13 protein-coding genes are annotated in these 17,187 nt (G+C 44.1%); 5 read left to right on the top strand and 8 right to left on the bottom strand.

Features of this window, described 5'->3' with window-relative positions; all coding sequences use genetic code 11:
• The first annotated feature begins 164 nt into the window (after nucleotides 1-164).
• Genes BS617_RS07000 through BS617_RS06985 form a run of 4 tightly spaced genes read left to right on the top strand, consistent with a single transcriptional unit; the run spans nucleotide 165 to nucleotide 8,332 of the window.
• A complete protein-coding gene (locus BS617_RS07000; RefSeq protein ID WP_075172129.1) occupies nucleotides 165-1,820 on the top strand; it encodes a DUF262 domain-containing protein in 1,656 nt (551 codons plus the stop codon).
• A complete protein-coding gene (locus BS617_RS06995; protein ID WP_075172128.1) occupies nucleotides 1,813-3,870 on the top strand; it encodes a DUF262 domain-containing protein in 2,058 nt (685 codons plus the stop codon). The genes BS617_RS07000 and BS617_RS06995 overlap by 8 nt, the downstream gene beginning before the upstream one ends.
• A gap of 60 nt (nucleotides 3,871-3,930) precedes the next feature.
• Complete coding sequence (locus BS617_RS06990; protein ID WP_075172127.1) at nucleotides 3,931-7,176, top strand: type I restriction endonuclease subunit R; 3,246 nt, start codon at nucleotides 3,931-3,933, stop codon at nucleotides 7,174-7,176.
• A gap of 25 nt (nucleotides 7,177-7,201) precedes the next feature.
• Nucleotides 7,202-8,332, top strand: a complete 1,131-nt coding sequence (locus BS617_RS06985) for an NYN domain-containing protein (RefSeq protein ID WP_075172126.1) — start codon at nucleotides 7,202-7,204, stop codon at nucleotides 8,330-8,332.
• A gap of 740 nt (nucleotides 8,333-9,072) precedes the next feature.
• Here BS617_RS06985 and BS617_RS06980 read toward each other — a convergent pair.
• The 8 genes from BS617_RS06980 to BS617_RS06945 all read right to left on the bottom strand — a co-directional run bounded on the left by BS617_RS06980 (nucleotide 9,073) and on the right by BS617_RS06945 (nucleotide 15,978).
• Nucleotides 9,073-9,351 carry a hypothetical protein gene (locus tag BS617_RS06980; protein ID WP_075172125.1) on the bottom strand — a complete coding sequence of 93 codons (279 nt, stop codon included), beginning with the start codon at nucleotides 9,349-9,351 and terminating at the stop codon, nucleotides 9,073-9,075.
• On the bottom strand, nucleotides 9,348-10,010 hold the full coding sequence (locus BS617_RS06975; protein ID WP_075172124.1) for a response regulator: 663 nt from the start codon (nucleotides 10,008-10,010) through the stop codon (nucleotides 9,348-9,350). Before BS617_RS06975 ends, BS617_RS06980 begins: the two co-directional genes overlap by 4 nt.
• Nucleotides 10,011-10,059: 49 nt before the next feature.
• On the bottom strand, nucleotides 10,060-10,503 hold the full coding sequence (locus BS617_RS06970; protein ID WP_075172123.1) for a hypothetical protein: 444 nt from the start codon (nucleotides 10,501-10,503) through the stop codon (nucleotides 10,060-10,062).
• Between the two features lie 36 nt (nucleotides 10,504-10,539).
• Nucleotides 10,540-11,373, bottom strand: coding sequence for a DNA-binding protein (locus BS617_RS06965; protein ID WP_075172122.1), 834 nt, complete (start codon nucleotides 11,371-11,373; stop codon nucleotides 10,540-10,542).
• Nucleotides 11,374-11,596: 223 nt separating this feature from the next.
• Nucleotides 11,597-12,997, bottom strand: coding sequence for an APC family permease (locus BS617_RS06960; protein WP_075172121.1), 1,401 nt, complete (start codon nucleotides 12,995-12,997; stop codon nucleotides 11,597-11,599).
• 35 nt (nucleotides 12,998-13,032) lie between these two features.
• The gene (locus BS617_RS06955) at nucleotides 13,033-14,325 is read right to left on the bottom strand and encodes an NAD(P)/FAD-dependent oxidoreductase (protein WP_075172120.1); all 1,293 of its coding nucleotides are present in this window, start codon (nucleotides 14,323-14,325) and stop codon (nucleotides 13,033-13,035) included.
• Between the two features lie 17 nt (nucleotides 14,326-14,342).
• The gene (locus BS617_RS06950; protein ID WP_075172119.1) at nucleotides 14,343-14,768 is read right to left on the bottom strand and encodes a RidA family protein; all 426 of its coding nucleotides are present in this window, start codon (nucleotides 14,766-14,768) and stop codon (nucleotides 14,343-14,345) included.
• A 70-nt stretch (nucleotides 14,769-14,838) separates the two neighbouring features.
• On the bottom strand, nucleotides 14,839-15,978 hold the full coding sequence (locus BS617_RS06945) for an ornithine cyclodeaminase family protein (protein ID WP_075172118.1): 1,140 nt from the start codon (nucleotides 15,976-15,978) through the stop codon (nucleotides 14,839-14,841).
• A gap of 293 nt (nucleotides 15,979-16,271) precedes the next feature.
• On the opposite strand from BS617_RS06945, the gene BS617_RS06940 reads away from it, so the two are divergent.
• Nucleotides 16,272-17,102, top strand: coding sequence for a helix-turn-helix domain-containing protein (locus BS617_RS06940; RefSeq protein WP_075173477.1), 831 nt, complete (start codon nucleotides 16,272-16,274; stop codon nucleotides 17,100-17,102).
• Nucleotides 17,103-17,187 lie beyond the last annotated feature (85 nt).

Genomic DNA, 17,187 nt, shown 5'->3' with positions numbered 1-17,187 from the left:
GCCTTGCAAGGATGCTAACGAATGACTAAAGCACCACAATCATCTAATAATACCCCGTCAATTTTAAATAAAGCGCTCGGTTTTGATGACAGGTTTCAGTACAGCCTATGGATATTAACCGTGCGCACTAGGGCTGCATTTCATCAGACCATGATGGTTAAAGCATGAATATAACGGCCCATATAGATAATCCAACCGATGTTTATGTTAATAAGCAAACGTTGGCACAGTTACTCCAGCTTAATTTGATACTGCCTCCGTATCAGCGGCTTTACTGCTGGGGCGAGCCACAAGTGGCAGCACTGTTGGGGGATATTGATAGCTTATTGCAGGATAAAGGGGGAGAGGAGGCGCAGTATCAAGTGCCGCTCTTTTTAGGCACGGTGATTTTGCACCAAGAGGGTGACGTTAAATTGCGTAATAACTTAGTGGATGGCCAACAGCGGGCACTAACCCTGAGTTTATTGCTCATTGCGCTGCATCGTTATAACAACCGATTAAACAACGGCATTAATGTTTATCAGTTAGCGGGCATTGCGCAGCCTAGTTTATTAAACGCTAGGTTTAGCCACAATCAGGCGCAGCAGCAATTGGCACTAAATTTTAAACAGATAGAGCAGCATATTAACAATGCCGCTTGGACGAACAATCAAGAAAAGCTAACCCAGATGCTCGCAGGTATCGAATGCGTGGTGATCACGATTCACTCCATCGATCAGGCATTTGCTTTTTTTGATAGTCAAAACAGCTCAGGCAAACGTTTATCTGAGTTTGATCTACTTAAAGCGCGTCATCTGCGTGGCATCGTTTCTCACCCATCCGTAGGCATTGGTTGCTCCCGTATTTGGGAAGAGTATGAACTACTCAAACTTAACAGCTGTCATGACTATTCCGTCGCTTACTATTTGACCGAGCAATTATTGGGATACACACGCCAGCGGCAACGGGGCAAACCCGTGGATGCGCTACAACTAGACGCTGAATACCCTGTATCTACGCAATCGATCACGTCATCTGCAACGCAACAGCACACGCCGACAGTAGCCTTGTCTGGGCCGACTAACTCGCCTTTTTGTCGTGATTGGCTGGTTAAGTATGATGCGGATAAAAGAGACTGTTTTCCCTTTACATTTACCCATCAATTGTCGGTGCATGGGGAGCAACTTTCCCGTGATGTAAAGGATGTGAGCCTATTGCCTTTACAGTTAAATCAGCCATTGATTGGCGGTGAGCAGTTTTTCATTTTTATTGCCAAATATGTGGCGCTGTATAAGCAGTTATTTGCTGCTGATATCAATACTCAATCTGCAACTGACAACGAGGAAGTGGTTAGCATGCAAGAGCGTTATTTGCAGCTACATCGCGGGCTTGAAGCTAGGCAAGGTTTAGGCTATCCCCGTTTGATTCAAGTGTGGCAATCCTTAGTGATTTTTTATGTGGACCGATTTGGGCAGGATGAGAATTTAGCCACGTTTGTACAATTGAGCGATCAATATGTGTTTAGTTTACGCATCGCTATGGCTCGATTGTCTCGCCTTTCGGTTGAAAAGTCGTTACGCAGTGATGAACTGTTTTTAAGCTTTGCTCAATTAGCAACCTCGTCTCAAGCGATTAATTTGCTACGAAAACTTATTGAAGAACGATCGGCTGATAAGGTGTTAAATGAGCGTTTAATAGCCGGCATTAACGGCATAAGTGCAAACTACATTCAGCTGTTTTATTGGCATGAAGATAAAAACAGTGATGCACTTCGTTACCCTGATAACGGGTTAACCCGCTTATTGTTGGAACATAAAAAGGGGGATTCTCCGAATGAGTAACCTCGTCACTGAGCAGCCTGCTTCGCTTACAACAGCTAAATTCAGCCCTAAGCTTATGGTGAGTGGGCATGGTTATCTAGCGGCTGATCTATCGGATATACCTTTTTTGATTCCTATCTATCAGCGTTTATATAGTTGGGAAACTGAGCACGTACAGGGCTTGTTGGATGATTTATGGGATGCCTTTCGATACGGTGTGCCTCTGCATCAACAAAAAGAGTATTTTATAGGTGCCTTAGTCGTCACCCGTGAGACGGTTGAAGGGCAAGTGCTGTTAGAACTGATTGATGGCCAACAACGCTTAACAACATTATGGCTGTTGGCATCGGTGCTGGTCACTAAACCTGAACTCGATCCGGAAAGGCGCTCACAATGGCAGCAATTTATTGCCTTGGCTCAGCAGTCCCGATTAGTATTTTCTGGGCGAGAAGCGGATATAAAAGCGTTTAACGCCTTCATACAAGATGTTGGGCAAGATAAGGAAGGGCGTTATAGCGCCAATAATCAACAGTGGTTAAGCAACACGGCTATGATTAATGCCCGCACTGTGATTGCTAATTTTTTCTCTGCTAGAGCTAACGACTGGAACCATGACAGGTTACAAGCCTTTAGTGATTATATTTGGGCGAAGGCGACCTTTGTTATTACGCAGCTTGATACTCATACGGATAAGGAGCGCTTTTTCGATACCATGAATAGCCGGGGAATCCAGCTAGAAAAACATGAAATATTGAAGGCGCTAATGCTGACCGGTTTAAATGATGACGAACGCGTCGCTTACGCACGGGTGTGGGATTTATGTGCAGATATTCATGGTTACTTACCCGGCGAACTACAAGCTGCATTGAAGTTTGGCTTTGCTCCGCTACATAACATGGAAAAAAACGACCTGTTTGCAGCGTTTAAAAGAGTAGAAGTTGCGGACAATAGGGATGCGCTCTCGAGGGATTTGAGTTTAGAGGCTATTTTAGCTCCTGAGTTTTCATTACCGGAGGTGGTTGATACGCAACAAACTGCGCCCCCTGCGTATAAAAGTCCCGTGTCTTTTCCTGTTTTTTTATTGCATGTATTGAGTATTTTCCTTAAAGAACATTCAGACTTGCCGGTTAAACAGCAAACAGTTTCGCTTGACGGTAAAAAGCTAATCGAGACATTTAAACCCATGTTTGAAGACAGTGATAAAAGCCTACGGGTGGCTTTTATCGAGTGTTTACTGAGATGCAGGCTACTGCTGGATAACTTTATTATTAAAGGTCATGCGGATACTGCTAATACCTATACTGATTGGCAAATTTCGTCACGGTTAGCAGACCCCCTTAGAAAGTCGCGGACTAAGTTTACCGGACAGGCATGGGCATCTATTCGGATGTTGCAATCGATGATGCACTTTAGTCCGATGAATGGCGGCCAACGGACAACATGGCTATCCCCTGTACTCAGCGGGTTGATCGCTCAACAAGATGCGCCCGATACTGATGCATTTGCGAAGAGCTTTTTAGCGACCTTACAGCTGCATGATAAGGCCTATGCCAACGCCATATTAAATGGTCAATCCTTAAGCAGTGCATTAGGGGCAGGTGAGGGGAAAGCGTTGGGAACTCAGGTTCATCATTATTGGTTTTATAAGTTAGAATACTGCTTATGGCGGCTATGGTATAACCCATCCGCAAACGATAAGAGGACTCTCTGCCCTAAACCGAGCAACCTTTCAGCTCCGCAATTGACCTTTCGTATGCGCTCGGTAAATTCGGTTGAACATATTAGTCCGCAAAGCCAGAATAATGGCGAAGTTGATGCGGCTATGCTTGATCGCTTTGGCAATCTTGCTTTAATTTCGGTCAGCGAAAACTCAACCTATAGTGATGCCGATCCTCTAACCAAAAGAGGGGTTTTTGTGTCTCACCTGAAAAAGGGGTTTATTCAATCATTAAAGTTAGCGCATATTTTTTCTACATTTGAGACTGATTCATCCGATTGGACAAATGAAGCTATGGCGCAACATGAACAAACGATGCTCGATGTATTAGCCGCTTTTCATGACGAAGGTTAGGCGTTCAATAACAGCACGCTATAGGTTTTAAGTAATTACTCTGTAAGGGATTATCGGGATATGGGTAAAGCTAACGAGTCAACTTTTCAAAACGACATCATCAAACAGCTAATCGCTAACGGTTGGTTGCTCGGTCAACCATCGGGCTATAACCGTAAGCTGGCGCTGTATGAAGAGGATCTACTTGGTTTTGTACAGGAGACTCAGCCAGAGCAGTGGCAGAAATACGGCAAACTCTATCCTCAAAACCCTGAACAGCACTTTTTGGAGCGGGTGGCTTCCCAGCTATCTAAAGCTGACCCTAACGCGGCGAGCAAAGACCTACGCACCTTTGGCACGCTGGGTGTGCTGCGTAATGAGCTCAAAGATCGCGGTACACGCTTTCGTCTCTGTCAGTTTAAGCCTGACCATAATCTCAACCCTGATACCTTGGTACGTTACCAGAAGAACCGTCTGCGGGTGGTGCCTGAACTGGTGTATAGCCCTTATGCCACGGATGAATACTTGGGTGAAACAGGCCAACAAGCTAAAAAATGGCGCATCGATTTAGTGTTGTTTCTCAACGGCCTGCCTATCGCCACCCTTGAACTGAAATCTGAGTTTAAACAGGCGGTTAACAATGCGATTAAACAATACAAACTGACCCGTCTGCCGAAAGACCCAGTGACTAATAAACCTGAACCGCTGCTTACCTTTAAACGCGGCGCTTTGGTGCATTTTGCGGTAAGCCAATACGAAGTATATATGGCGACAAAACTGGAGGGGGAGAACACCTTCTTTCTGCCGTTCAACAAAGGCACTACCGAGGGTGCGGCGGGTAATGATATTCCTGCTGATCCGAATGAGTATGCCACGGTTTATCTGTGGAATGAGGTGCTGGCCCCCGATAATCTGCTGAAAATTCTGGCCAAGTTTGTTCATCTTCAGGTCGAAGATAAAGAGGACTGGCAGGGTAAGAAGAGCAAAAAAGAGACGATGATCTTCCCCCGTTATCATCAGTGGGATGTCGTCAACAAACTGGTCGGGGATGCTCGTGACAACGGCCCTGGCCATAAATACTTAGTGCAGCATAGTGCGGGCTCGGGCAAATCAAACTCTATCGCCTGGACCGCGCATCAACTCGCCTCGCTGTATGATGCGAAGGGTGATAAACGCTTTCATTCGGTGATTGTTGTCACCGACCGTACTGTGCTCGATGATCAGCTACAGGACACCATCTATCAGTTTGAGCATGCGGATGGTGTCGTCGGGCGAATTAATAACAAAGAGGGACAGGGGTCTAAATCAGAAAAACTGGCCAGCGCGTTGGAAAATGCTCAGCCTATTATTATCGTGACTATTCAGACCTTTCCCTTTGTGCTTAAAGCAATTGAGAACAGCGTCAACCTGAAAGCGCGTAACTATGCAGTTATTGCCGATGAAGCCCACTCATCCCAGTCGGGTTCGACGGCGCGTCAGCTGAAAGAAGTGTTGATGACCGACTCGACAGATCAGGTTGACGATGAGTTAACATCAGAAGATATTTTGGATGCTACCATTAGCGCCCGAAAAGGTTCACCAAACCTGAGCTATTTCGCCTTTACCGCCACGCCTAAATCGAAAACCTTGGAACTGTTTGGCCGCTTACCTGATCCTGACTTGCCTGCTTCATCCACCAATAAGCCTAAGGCTTATCATGTTTACAGTATGCGCCAAGCGATTGAGGAAGGCTTTATCCTCGATGTGCTGAAAAACTACACCAGTTACAAGGTGGCTTATAACCTTGCGGAAAAAGCCCGAGAACAAGACAAAGAGGTGGATAGCAAACGCGCCAAGGTCAAACTGAATCAATGGGTGCGGTTGCACGATTACAATATTGCGCAAAAGGTGCAGGTAATTATTGAGCACTTTAAAACCAATGTAATGGGCCTGCTGGGCGGGCAAGCTAAGGCGATGGTGGTGACCAGTTCCCGTAAAGAAGCGGTACGCTACAAGCTGGCCTTTGATAAGTATGTCACTGAGAACAAATACAAAAACATCACAGCGATGGTCGCGTTCTCAGGCGACGTAGAGTTTAACGAGGATGACCCTAACGCTACGGGGCTTATCGGTGAGAAGTTTACCGAAAACACTATGAATCCCGCGCTCAAAGAGCGTGATATGCGTAAGGCCTTTGATTCCGATGATTATCAGGTGATGTTGGTTGCCAATAAATTTCAGACAGGTTTTGACCAACCCAAGCTTTGCGCCATGTACGTGGACAAGAAGCTGGGCGGTGTCGAATGTGTGCAAACCTTGTCTCGTCTGAACCGAACTTATCCAGGCAAAGCCGAATCAGGCACCTTTGTGTTGGATTTCTTTAATGACCCTCAGGATATTCTTGACGCCTTTCAGCCCTATTATCAAACCGCTGAACTCACCGACGTTTCTGATCCCAATCTGGTTTATGACCTCTGTGAGAAGCTTAAAGCACAGGGGATTTTCACGTGGGATGAAGTCGAACAGTTCTGTACAGCCTTCTTCGTTCCGAATAAGAGCAATGCGGCCATCAGTAATATCTGTAAACCGGCCGTCGAACGCTGGCAGAAACGCTATGCTTCTGCCATTGACGCCTACAAGCAAGCCAAAGATATCTTTGAACGGACCAAACATACTGGAGATGCAACGCTGATCGCTAATGCCGAGAATAGCTTTAAAGAGTGCAAGCAGGAAAAAGATACATTAGAGATCTTTAAAAAAGATTTAGGCAGCTTTGTGCGCTTTTATGAGTTTATGTCTCAGATCGTCGATTATGACGATAAAGAGCTGGAAAAACTCAGCCTGTTTGCACGTCATTTACGGCCACTGTTGCGGGAAAAAGTCAGTGAAGATGATGATATCGATTTGAGTAACGTCACCCTAAGTCATTACCGCTTATCGAAGATTCGCCAGCAAGATCTGAAACTAAAAGAAGATGCGCCGGATTACACCCTCGACCCGAATACTGATATCGGTTCTGCGAAGGCTAAAGATAAAAAAGAAGAGTTCCTGTCTGTCATTCTAAAGCGTCTCAACGAGCTATTTATCACCGATAACTTAACTGACGACGATATGCTCAACTATCTTTATACCGTGGCCGATAAAGTAGGGGAGAACGAGAAGGTTATGCGCCAAATTAAAAACAATACACCTGAACAAGCCTTCTTAGGTGACTTCCCTCAAGCTGTTGATGAGGCGGTAATGGATAGCTCGGAAGCGCAAAGAAACCAGATGATGCAGATATTAAGCAGCCCACAGATAGCAAATGGTTTTGCTCGCGCAGTACTAGATATTTTAATTAAACGATAAAGGATAGTAGGCAGCATTAATTGATATGGAAAAGTCGAAAATAGCAATATTTGTTGATGTAGAGAATTTAACTAAATGGGTTAAAGAAGAGGGTTTAGAAAAGCTGGTAACCGACCTCGGTAGCACAGCGGGACGCATCGTTACTCGCAAAGCCTACGGCGTGTGGAGCAATTCACAAATTTCAAATCTGCAAGCACCACTAAACCGCATGGGGTTTGACTTAATTCATAGTTATCATCCAGTTAGCGGGAAAAATTCCGCTGATATCCAGTTCACAATGGATGTACTCGAAAGCGCAATCAGGGTCGATGATATAGAGCAAATAGTGCTCGCAACCGGCGATTCAGATTTCTCTCCACTGTTTAGACGCTTACGTGAAATGGGCAAAGAAGTGATTGGTGTAGGACCAAGATCGCCGCTCAGCGAGTGTGTTAAATCATCATGCACAAGATATATTTATACCGATGTAGCTGAGGCACAAGAAGCCCAATATGAGCTAGCTGAAGCTAAAGCAATGGTCGAGAAAATCATTAAAGAACATGGCGAGCCTATGTCATTAGGGCTGTTAAAAAGCCAAATAATATCAACAGATAATTCTTTTGATGAGCGTACTTGGGAATATAGTAATTTTTCATCATTTGTTCGTGACATACCAACAATCGACGTATACCAAGCGAGAGGGAAAACGCATTGGCTTGGGGAAATTAAGCAACAAGTACCTGATAAAAGCAGTAATCATAAGCTATCACAGGCGACTACAGACGAGTATAAACAGCTTCTTAGGCAAATGAATTGGCCATTTGTACCACGAAACTTGATTATAATCCTTCATAAAGCACTGCAAAACACTAAAGCCGTTGAAGCCTCCTATTTGAAAGAAAACCTGGTTCAATTTGTGTCTGATAAACACAAAAGAAGCCTAATGCAAGGATATACTGCAAGTGATCTTAAAAAAGGGCTTACCGTGTTATTTAAAGCAAAGCTGTTCAATGTAACGGCTCATGACGAGGACAAATACTGGAAGTATATAGGTGGTGCTAATTATCTCTCAGAGATCAACAACGCGATGAGCGTACGTGTCAGATCCGCCTGCGGTAAAGCTAATGTACCATTCGACACAAAATACCTACAGCCATTGTTATATCCAAAGGGCTAACCCAGTTACCAGTAGTAGACACTACTGGTAATTAAGAATGCTCCTGTACCTCCTCATACCAGGGTTTAAAAAGCGACTGCTTGTACAGCTAACTATTCTCCTTATTGGTATTCTGAAAACCTACAAAGTACTTCACAGTAAGCTCACGCATATCAATGCATTCCCCCAGCGAAAACTAAACATGTCCTTTCCTACATGACCTCACAGTTTTGAGATTACCTCTCTGCAAGCCGCGAAAGAGCCAAGCATTCATTAATAGCAGCAGAGGAGGTGAAGTAACACTAAAGCAGGTAGCTATAAGGTTGTACTGTTCATTCATTTAAACAATACAAAATATGTATTATTCGTACAGAAGAGAATCAACACTCAAATATAATCAAAACATATCATCGTGCGCTACGTGCATAGAGTGGGAGTTTGCCCGCAAAAAATAAATCTTAACGCCTGTGCGCACGAAGAGAATCTATTACAACAGCTTAAATTGAATTATTAAGCAATAAACCGGTAAGTGACGAGCTATTGATGGTTACAGCTCCAATGAAGAAGACAAGGGATAAGAATAAGAGGAATAATTAGCTGAACCTCTGTTTTACTAAAAAAGCATACGTCTTCTTCACATCATAGGAATAAGATAATACTTAATTTAACATAATATACATTATACGAAGTTATATTTATCGGTAAAGATACGCTATAGCGGCGTTTCCTTTACGGTGATTACCTACTTCAAAAATTTGGTTTTAGTTTATAGATGGCCGCTGCGGATTAAGAATGTAATCGTCGATCATGAATGGATGGATAAAAACTAATTGGCCTGTAATGTCAGACTCAACAATAAAAGCCATATTACAGCTATCAGTTTCTATTTTAGAAAGAACTTGATAAGGACGACCACGGCGCAGAACAAGCTCGTGATCTACAAAATAATCTACCTCAATGATGATTTGATCACCTTCGAGGATGCTATACCAAAAAAACTCAGAATCTAATAATGGGTTTTCGGCTTCTTGAGTCCTCAAGGTTGAACGATTCCTTCTCGAATGGCCAAGTGGACTAATTCAGAATTATTAGAAAGTTTAAGCTTGCGTAATATATTGGAGCGATGAGCATGAACCGTTTTAGTACTCAAAAACATTGACTCAGCAATAAAGGCTGCAGACTGGCCTTTGGCTAGCAAACCAAATATCTGCATCTCTCGTTTAGTTAATTGCGACAGCGGGCTTTCTTCGCCTTCTGAGCCGTTAATTATGGCTTTGATGCTTTCTGAGAAATGCTCACCACCTTTGTAAACGGTTAATACGGCTTGAACTAACTCATCAGGCGCACAGCGCTTAGTTAGGTAGCCTTTAACACCTGCTTTAACAAGATTAGCGGGATAAGGGTTAGATTCCCAAACCGTTAACACAATGACTTTAGCATTGGTGTCGAAGCTCATAATCTTACTAATGGCTTCTATGCCACCTTGGGCTGTGGTGGCTTCTACAGAATCCGCATCGCTGGGCATAGATAGATCCATTATCACCACATCAGGCTTGGCTAACTTGTAGATTTCAAAGGCTTTTTGGCTGTTATTGGCTTGAGCAATAATCTCGATTTGCGGGTGCATATCCAGTAATTGCTGAAACCCTGCACGAACGATATCGTGGTCGTCCACTAACAAAACTTTAGCTTTTTGCATACTTTGGTTAATTCTCTTATAGCACTTTGAACTAGCGAAGGTTAATTCATTACTCAACCCACGTCGAATCTGAATCAGCACCCGTATAAACGCCCTGTGTATCCACATCCAAAGCGTATACAGAGGCCTGACTCAAATCCTTGCACCGAGCAGGGTAAGCAACAAGTTCATCACTATAGCCTACTAAACGAACACCTTCCTGCTTACAATGCCTTAATACTTTTTCCAATGCACGGATTACAGCTTGCTGTCGATCGCTAAACTCGCCCTCCTCTACATCGCTGCGTCGCTTACCGGTCACCTGGCGTATCACATAGCCATCGCTATCAATTAGCTGAATGCTCACACCCGTTATTTTCTCTTTTACCAATAACAACTTAGCTTTAGAGAAAACCGTCTCAGATTGGCAGGCAATAGATTCACCCGCTGATAATTCTTGCAATGCTGTTCGTATAGTTTCTAAATCAGCGTTAACGGGTAGAACTGTATCCATGTTTTTTCCTGATAGACCGACCATTATACATACGTGCTAATTGTTATCTTTAACCTGAGCAAGTTCAAGCCTGCAATGATTCAGGGAATTAACCACATCTTCATAGCGAGCGTCTTGCTGCGCCAAAACCAATTCTAGCCTATGTTGCTGTTGTAATGCTTCTTTTTCCTGGGAGGCTAACTGTCGTATTAGCTGCTCGTTCTCAGTAGACTTGATGGCAAGTAAGTCGTTTAACTCATTGACTTTGTTGGAGAGAACTTTGTTTTCAACGCGAAGCTCAATCATCTTTTCTTGATGCTGACTATCAGCTTTGCCTCCTCCCTTAGACGCGTTAGTCTGATCTTTATCAAATAGTCGCTCCAATTGCTTCACTTTGCGGCTCAAGTCATCGCGCTCTGACGTTAGCCGAATAACCTGAGTCTCAAGTGATGACGCTCTTACTTGTTCAGCTTTTGATGCTCGAAATGCTTCATCTAATTCAGACCGCAGGTTGGCATTACTGTTTTGTAGGCGATCAACTAACTGTCTGAGGTTGTTAAGCTCTTCGTTGGACTGCTTTTTAATATCGCCCAGTGTTTGCTGCAACTCGGCTCGTTGCTGATTTAGGTTATGATGAGCGTAAGCAAGGGCTTGATCCCAAAGCTGGTTCGCAGCAGTCAGAACAGGTTCTGGTAGCTCGGGGTGTTCATTTTTACGAGCGACTCTATCAGCCAAACTTGCCCACCAATCATTAAGGGCGGCATTGATAGTGCTGATGCTTCCTGTTCCAATGAGATCGCGAATACTTTGTTGGGTAGGCTTTGCTCCTTGCTGTAATAGTTGATCAGCTGCAGCGAAGACTTTTTCTCGGGTATCAGATTTTCTAGGCATATAGTACACAATACGTATTATTTGATACGTATCATTTTAAGATAGTAACTTTTGGATAGCAATCTAATCGAGATAACGAGAGAAAGGAGGCCATTGTGCCTTTAATAGCGAGGACTAACTTCGAATGCAAAGCCTAAATATAAAAATAGACAGGCGTGCTGCCCGTCTATTTTTTAGTACGACTGCTCATAGAGTTGGATTTAAGCCTTAGCTCTACCCTACTTTATGTCATATCTGGCTGAAAAAGATTGCGTTTCATATAAAACTTAACCCACAGCGCAGCAATCACACCAACAACAGCTAACATCCCCCCGGCAATGCTAAATATCATGGATGTCATTTCAGGCGCCGGTGAATTGTTGATGATGACATACACCATCGCAATAATTCCAACTATTTGCGGCAGCGGGTAAAACGGTGTGCGATACGGGCGATTCAATTCGGGGTGTCGTTGGCGCAAAACAATCACATCGATATGGGAAATGATATAGGCCAACAGATAACTGGTTGTTGCCGCTATAACAAGAACAATCAATGAGTCGATGCCTAATGTAATAAATGGAATTGATGTAAATACAGCCATCATCAGAATACCAACCCATGGCGTGTTAAATCGATTGAGCGATTTAAGCTGTGGAAAGGCCTGCTTTTGCTCGGCCATGCCATGCAGCATTGAAGGTAAGGCTGCCAATATAGTATTTACCGTACTGCAGGTGGCGGCCAAAGCCATTACTGTAGCGATAAATAAACCCGCCTGACCAAATACCGCATTAGCATAGTTAAGGTATGGTATTGGCGCAGTCAGAAGCGTCTCCGTGTCCATATATAAGCTAGCGCCAAACACGAATGCTAGAAATATCCCAAAAATGGCAAACAATGACATTTGCATGGCACGTGGGATATTTTTAACAGGGTCTTTTACCTCATTGATCATTGGGCATATGTATTCGGAGCCAACAAACAACCACATAGCCAAGGCTATCAGCCCAATAAAACTGCCATCTATCACCCCGCCAAATCCCCAATCTACTGGCGTACCAGTTATAACAGGGTGCGGTTTATCAGCACCCGTTATCGCCATTAATCCTAACAAAATCATTACACTTACAAGTATAAATGCAATGAAATTCTGGACTTTAGAGAACACATTCTTACCTACCAAATTGGTCACAGTTAGTGCAATTAAAATAAGTATGGGGACTAATTTTTCAGGGAAAACGCCTGGGAGCAGCTCTGCCAACATTGCGTCGACTAAAAACATCTCCACAGGCACCGCTAAGCTCGCAACAATCACATAGCCAGCAAACACAGAAACAATGGCAGGAAAGTGACCGATAGCTTTTTGCGTATAGGTCGCCAATGTCCCCTCTTGAGGAAACATAAGCGACAGTTCTGCAAAGCTCATTGCATTGAATTGCGAAATAATTAGCGCGGCAATCATGGCAAAGACAAAGGTCATTCCTCCCATGCCAATACCTTGCATAGCGGATATCATAGCCCCTTGCACAATAACGAGACCTATACAGATCGCCATCATTGTTAGTAAGCCCATTTTTTTACTATTGCTTGCAATGACGGGTGAACTCGCCATTTTTAAACTTTCAGTCGTTGATATGTAGCTCATTGTTATGCTCCTTATGGAATAACAGTGTTATCAGTTTAAAAACGATCGAACCGGTAAGGGTCGGGATTAACCAGTAAGGTATCGTTCAAAACAATGTCCGCCGCTAGCTGCCCAGCGGCTGGCCCTGTACCAAAACCGTGACCAGAAAACCCGGTCGCAACAGTTAAGCCTGGTATTGCTTTGACACGATCAATTACAGGAGTGGAGTCGGGCGTCACATCGATCAGTCCTGCCCAAGATTCTTCTATTTCAGCTTGCTCAAACTGAGGCCATGCTTGATGCGTGTTTTGGAGCGCATCTTGTAAAAGTTGATGATTAATTGCGGGATTTTTAACCCGCTCTGCCTCAAACGGTGTTGGCTTATTTGCTGACCAGCGCCTTGGCATTATCAGATCTTTAAAGAAGGGAGTTCCCAATGAAATGTTAAGTGCGTCTTTTCCAAATCTCAGTTGGTCTTTAAACTGCAGGCCTATTTTGAGGTGGTCTAACGTAATCGGCGCATCAACTTTACCGCGTTGCATAATGATGAACCCACCATCCTTATGCTTACGAAAAGAGAAATCGGGTCCACCAACTGCTATTTCAGTGGGGCCTTCCATCGGTTTGGTGCGCAACACTGATGCAACAACAGGTAGGGTTGGTAAAGAAACACCCATATTGCCCAAAAAGCGTCTCGACCAAGCCCCACCCGCTAGTAGCACTTGATCGCACTCAATTTCTCCCTGCTCTGTTATGACGCCACTGACTTTCCCTGCCGATCTAGAAAGATCACGCACAGCACAGTTTTGTATCAAAATAGCCCCCGCATTCATTGCGGCTTTGGCTAATGCGCTAGTCGCAATAGCCGGTTCAGCTCGGCCGTCCGAAGGCGTATACACTCCCCCCTTCCACATCCCTCTGCCGCCGGGTACATGCCTGTCAATCTCTTTAGGGCTTAGTAATTGAGACCCCAGATTCAGATCACTAATGGATGATAGCCAGCTCTCGTGAATCGACATTTGCTCATCAGTTTTAGCTAAAAACATAATGCCAGATTGTCGATAACCAACATCAGCACCAACACGCTCAGCCATCTTGGCCCATATACGGTCAGCGGCTTGAGCAAGAGGAACATCATTAGCATGACGACTTGTCTTACGGATCCAGCCCAAGTTTCGCGATGATTGCTCAGCCGCTATTTGCCCTTTTTCAAGCAACACCACTGGAATGTTTTTTTCTGCTAAAGAGAGTGCAGCAGAGACTCCGACAATTCCTCCGCCAATAATGACAACTGATGTGGATTGGGGTATCGCTGTTTGCGTCGATATAGGGATAAGCTTGCTAGTCATAATGCGTATCCTATCGATTATGTTGAGGCTAGATTAATACGAGTAACAGACCGCTTTGATGCGTTACGATAAGCTGTCACCTCCAATTCAACTTTGTAAATCGTTGATCCTAAAGGAGGGCAAGTAACAGTAGTAGCAGGGTCAATACCACGAAACTTACTACCAACCACTTCCATTACAGTCGCTGTATCATCTGGGTTTTGAATAAACACGCGCGACATAACAACATCAGCTAGGCTGGAATCAACACTGGCAAGTGCTCGCTCAATATTTGAAAACACTTGGTTGGTTTGCTGAATGATGTTCTCATTGATTTCTTTTGTATCTGGGTTACGGCCTGCCGTATTAGATACATAAATCCAATCATCAACAGCGACTAACCGTGAATAGCTACCCATATCCTCAAACGGAGAACCGGTCTTAACTTTGATAATATTGCTCATGACTTTTCCTATGAATTGGACTAGCGATGCCAAACTGCATCGCTTAATGATCGTTACCTGCTATGGGGCATCAACGGAGCGCGGGGGTATCCCACAAATTCAACTTCACTCCAATGTCTTGCTTGATTGCGTTTTGGTAGATTTTTGTTGCCCAAGCGACATCTTCTGTTGGTAAGCCACCGACAGATAGCACGATAATTTCTTCATCATTTTTTCGCCCTGGCGCTTCACCTGCCGCGATCGCACCTAGATCTTCAAGCTGATCTTTACTCATGAGCCCTTCGTCAATCATGTCCATAAAGCGGCAACCGATAATAGGGATGTACATATGGCTGGGCTTAGGCGCCTCTTCATACCAAGCTTCATAAAGACCAATGTTGTCCATGACTTTTCGAACATCGTCTTTTTCAAGATCGGCATCGAATCGGCAATAAGCAGGCATAGATATATAAGCGCCCGGTTTTACCCACTCCCGTTTCACAATAGGGTATGTGGACACGTCTCCGGTTTCGCCTGAGTTGCAGTAGGTCACTATGTCAGCATCCCGTACAACATCTTCTAACGTATCAACAACCTGCACATTAGTGATTTGAGGAAAGGTTTGGTTAACCCACGTAAGAAAACTATCTAAACTTTTTTGCCCACGGCCTTTAACTTTTAGCGTATCAATATCAGGGCAGGCAGCCATAAAAGCAGCAATGGAGGTTTTACCCATGACGCCTGGCCCCAACAGACCCACAACCTTTGAATCTTTACGTGCCAAATGACGAGCGCCAACACCTGGGACTGCGCCAGTACGGTATGCCGACAACAAATTTGCAGACATATGAGCCAAAGGCGCCCCTGTATCAGCATCATTGAGGGTAAACATCAAAATAGAGCGTGGCAGGCCTTTTTCACGATTAGCTATGTTTGAGCCATACCATTTAACGCCACATGTTTTGTAGTCACCCCCTAAATAAGCCGGCATTGCCATCAGACGACGGTCTGGTGTATGCCTTGGCATGGTAGGAATTTCAGGCTCCTCAGGAAACGTCACCATGGCTCCATGCGAATCATTGTTTGGCCCTGCCATGCGATAGTCGCCTTTGTGAAGCAAGGCAAACATATCTTCCATAGTATCAACGCAGCTATGCATGTCAGTGACACCCGCTTTAATCATGTCGGGCTCAGAAAGATAGATAAAATCAATTTTGGTATTGTCAGACATAACATTCCCCTACTCTTGTGAGCGATTGAATACGCCACTACCTTGCTTACAACGTCAGCCATTAGCGGTGAAAACGTCTAGATAGTGATCAGGTGCTTTTTATCCTAGGGAGGTAGATTTGAGGCGTATTGTAAATTTGCGACATGCTCAAAAAGAGCGCAAAAGCATGCATCCAGGTAGACATGTACATATTGACGCTTGGCGTATGCGCAAAAAAACGAATCGGTAAAATCATGTGTATTGGCATCTATCTTGCTGTGAGCCTCAACATATTCAACGTTGGGGATGCCTCCATGCCTAAGCAAACAATCGTTAATCATTTAGCCAGAATTCGGTCTAAACAGCCTTGGATGGTCATGAGTGCGGCCGATGAATTTTGTTTAGCAGGATCCGATCACCCCACTATTTCTCACTATTATGGTTTTGAGGCAGGACATTCTGCAGAGCCTATTTTTGCTATACCGGACGGATGTGTTGATATCTTATTTGACTGCGATACAACTTCGCCTAAAGCGGAAGTATATGGAACTCCAATGGAGGCCATGCAAATAGAGTTGATTCCTAAACATCGATATTTCGGTGTTCGATTTGCATCAGGGATCATGCCTGATTGGCTTGACGTTTCTGCCAAAGATTTAATAGAGCAACATGTCAGTTTTTTGAGTGTTGCAACCGAGGCAGAACAAGTGTTTGAGGCAATAGTCAGAGAGCCCGATTTTTTATCACAAGTGGCTTCATTTAAGGACTATTTTAACGGTAAAAAAGCACGGCATTTTTCACCGCTAACCATCGCCGCCTTACAATACATATTTGACCACAATGGCAACGTGCGAATTGATGAATTAGAAGTGATAACAGGCTACACAACACGAACCATTCAGCGTCAATTCTTATCGGACTTAGGTTTTTCGCCCAAAGTGTTTTGCCGAATTGTACGCTGCCAATCCGCCGTTTACGCCATCAACCATAAAGAAATCACCTTCTCTGATATGGCTTGTGATTTAGGTTTTACCGACCAGTCTCATTTTCTAAAAGAATTCAAAAAACTGGTAAGCGCTACCCCGCTCGCTTATCAAGATCGAGTAAAACAGCATACATATTTAGACAAAATCCACTATTGCTAACTCAATTTAGTTGATCATTAATAGCGCACAGACCTTAAATTTGCGCTAAAAAGCGGCAAAAAACAGACAATTTTTACCTAAAAGC

The organism is Neptunomonas phycophila (genome assembly GCF_001922575.1).
GTDB classification, from domain to species: Bacteria; Pseudomonadota; Gammaproteobacteria; order Pseudomonadales; family Balneatricaceae; genus Neptunomonas; species Neptunomonas phycophila.
Note: the sequence above shows the minus strand (reverse complement) of the source record. Positions and strands in the feature narration are given on the sequence as shown.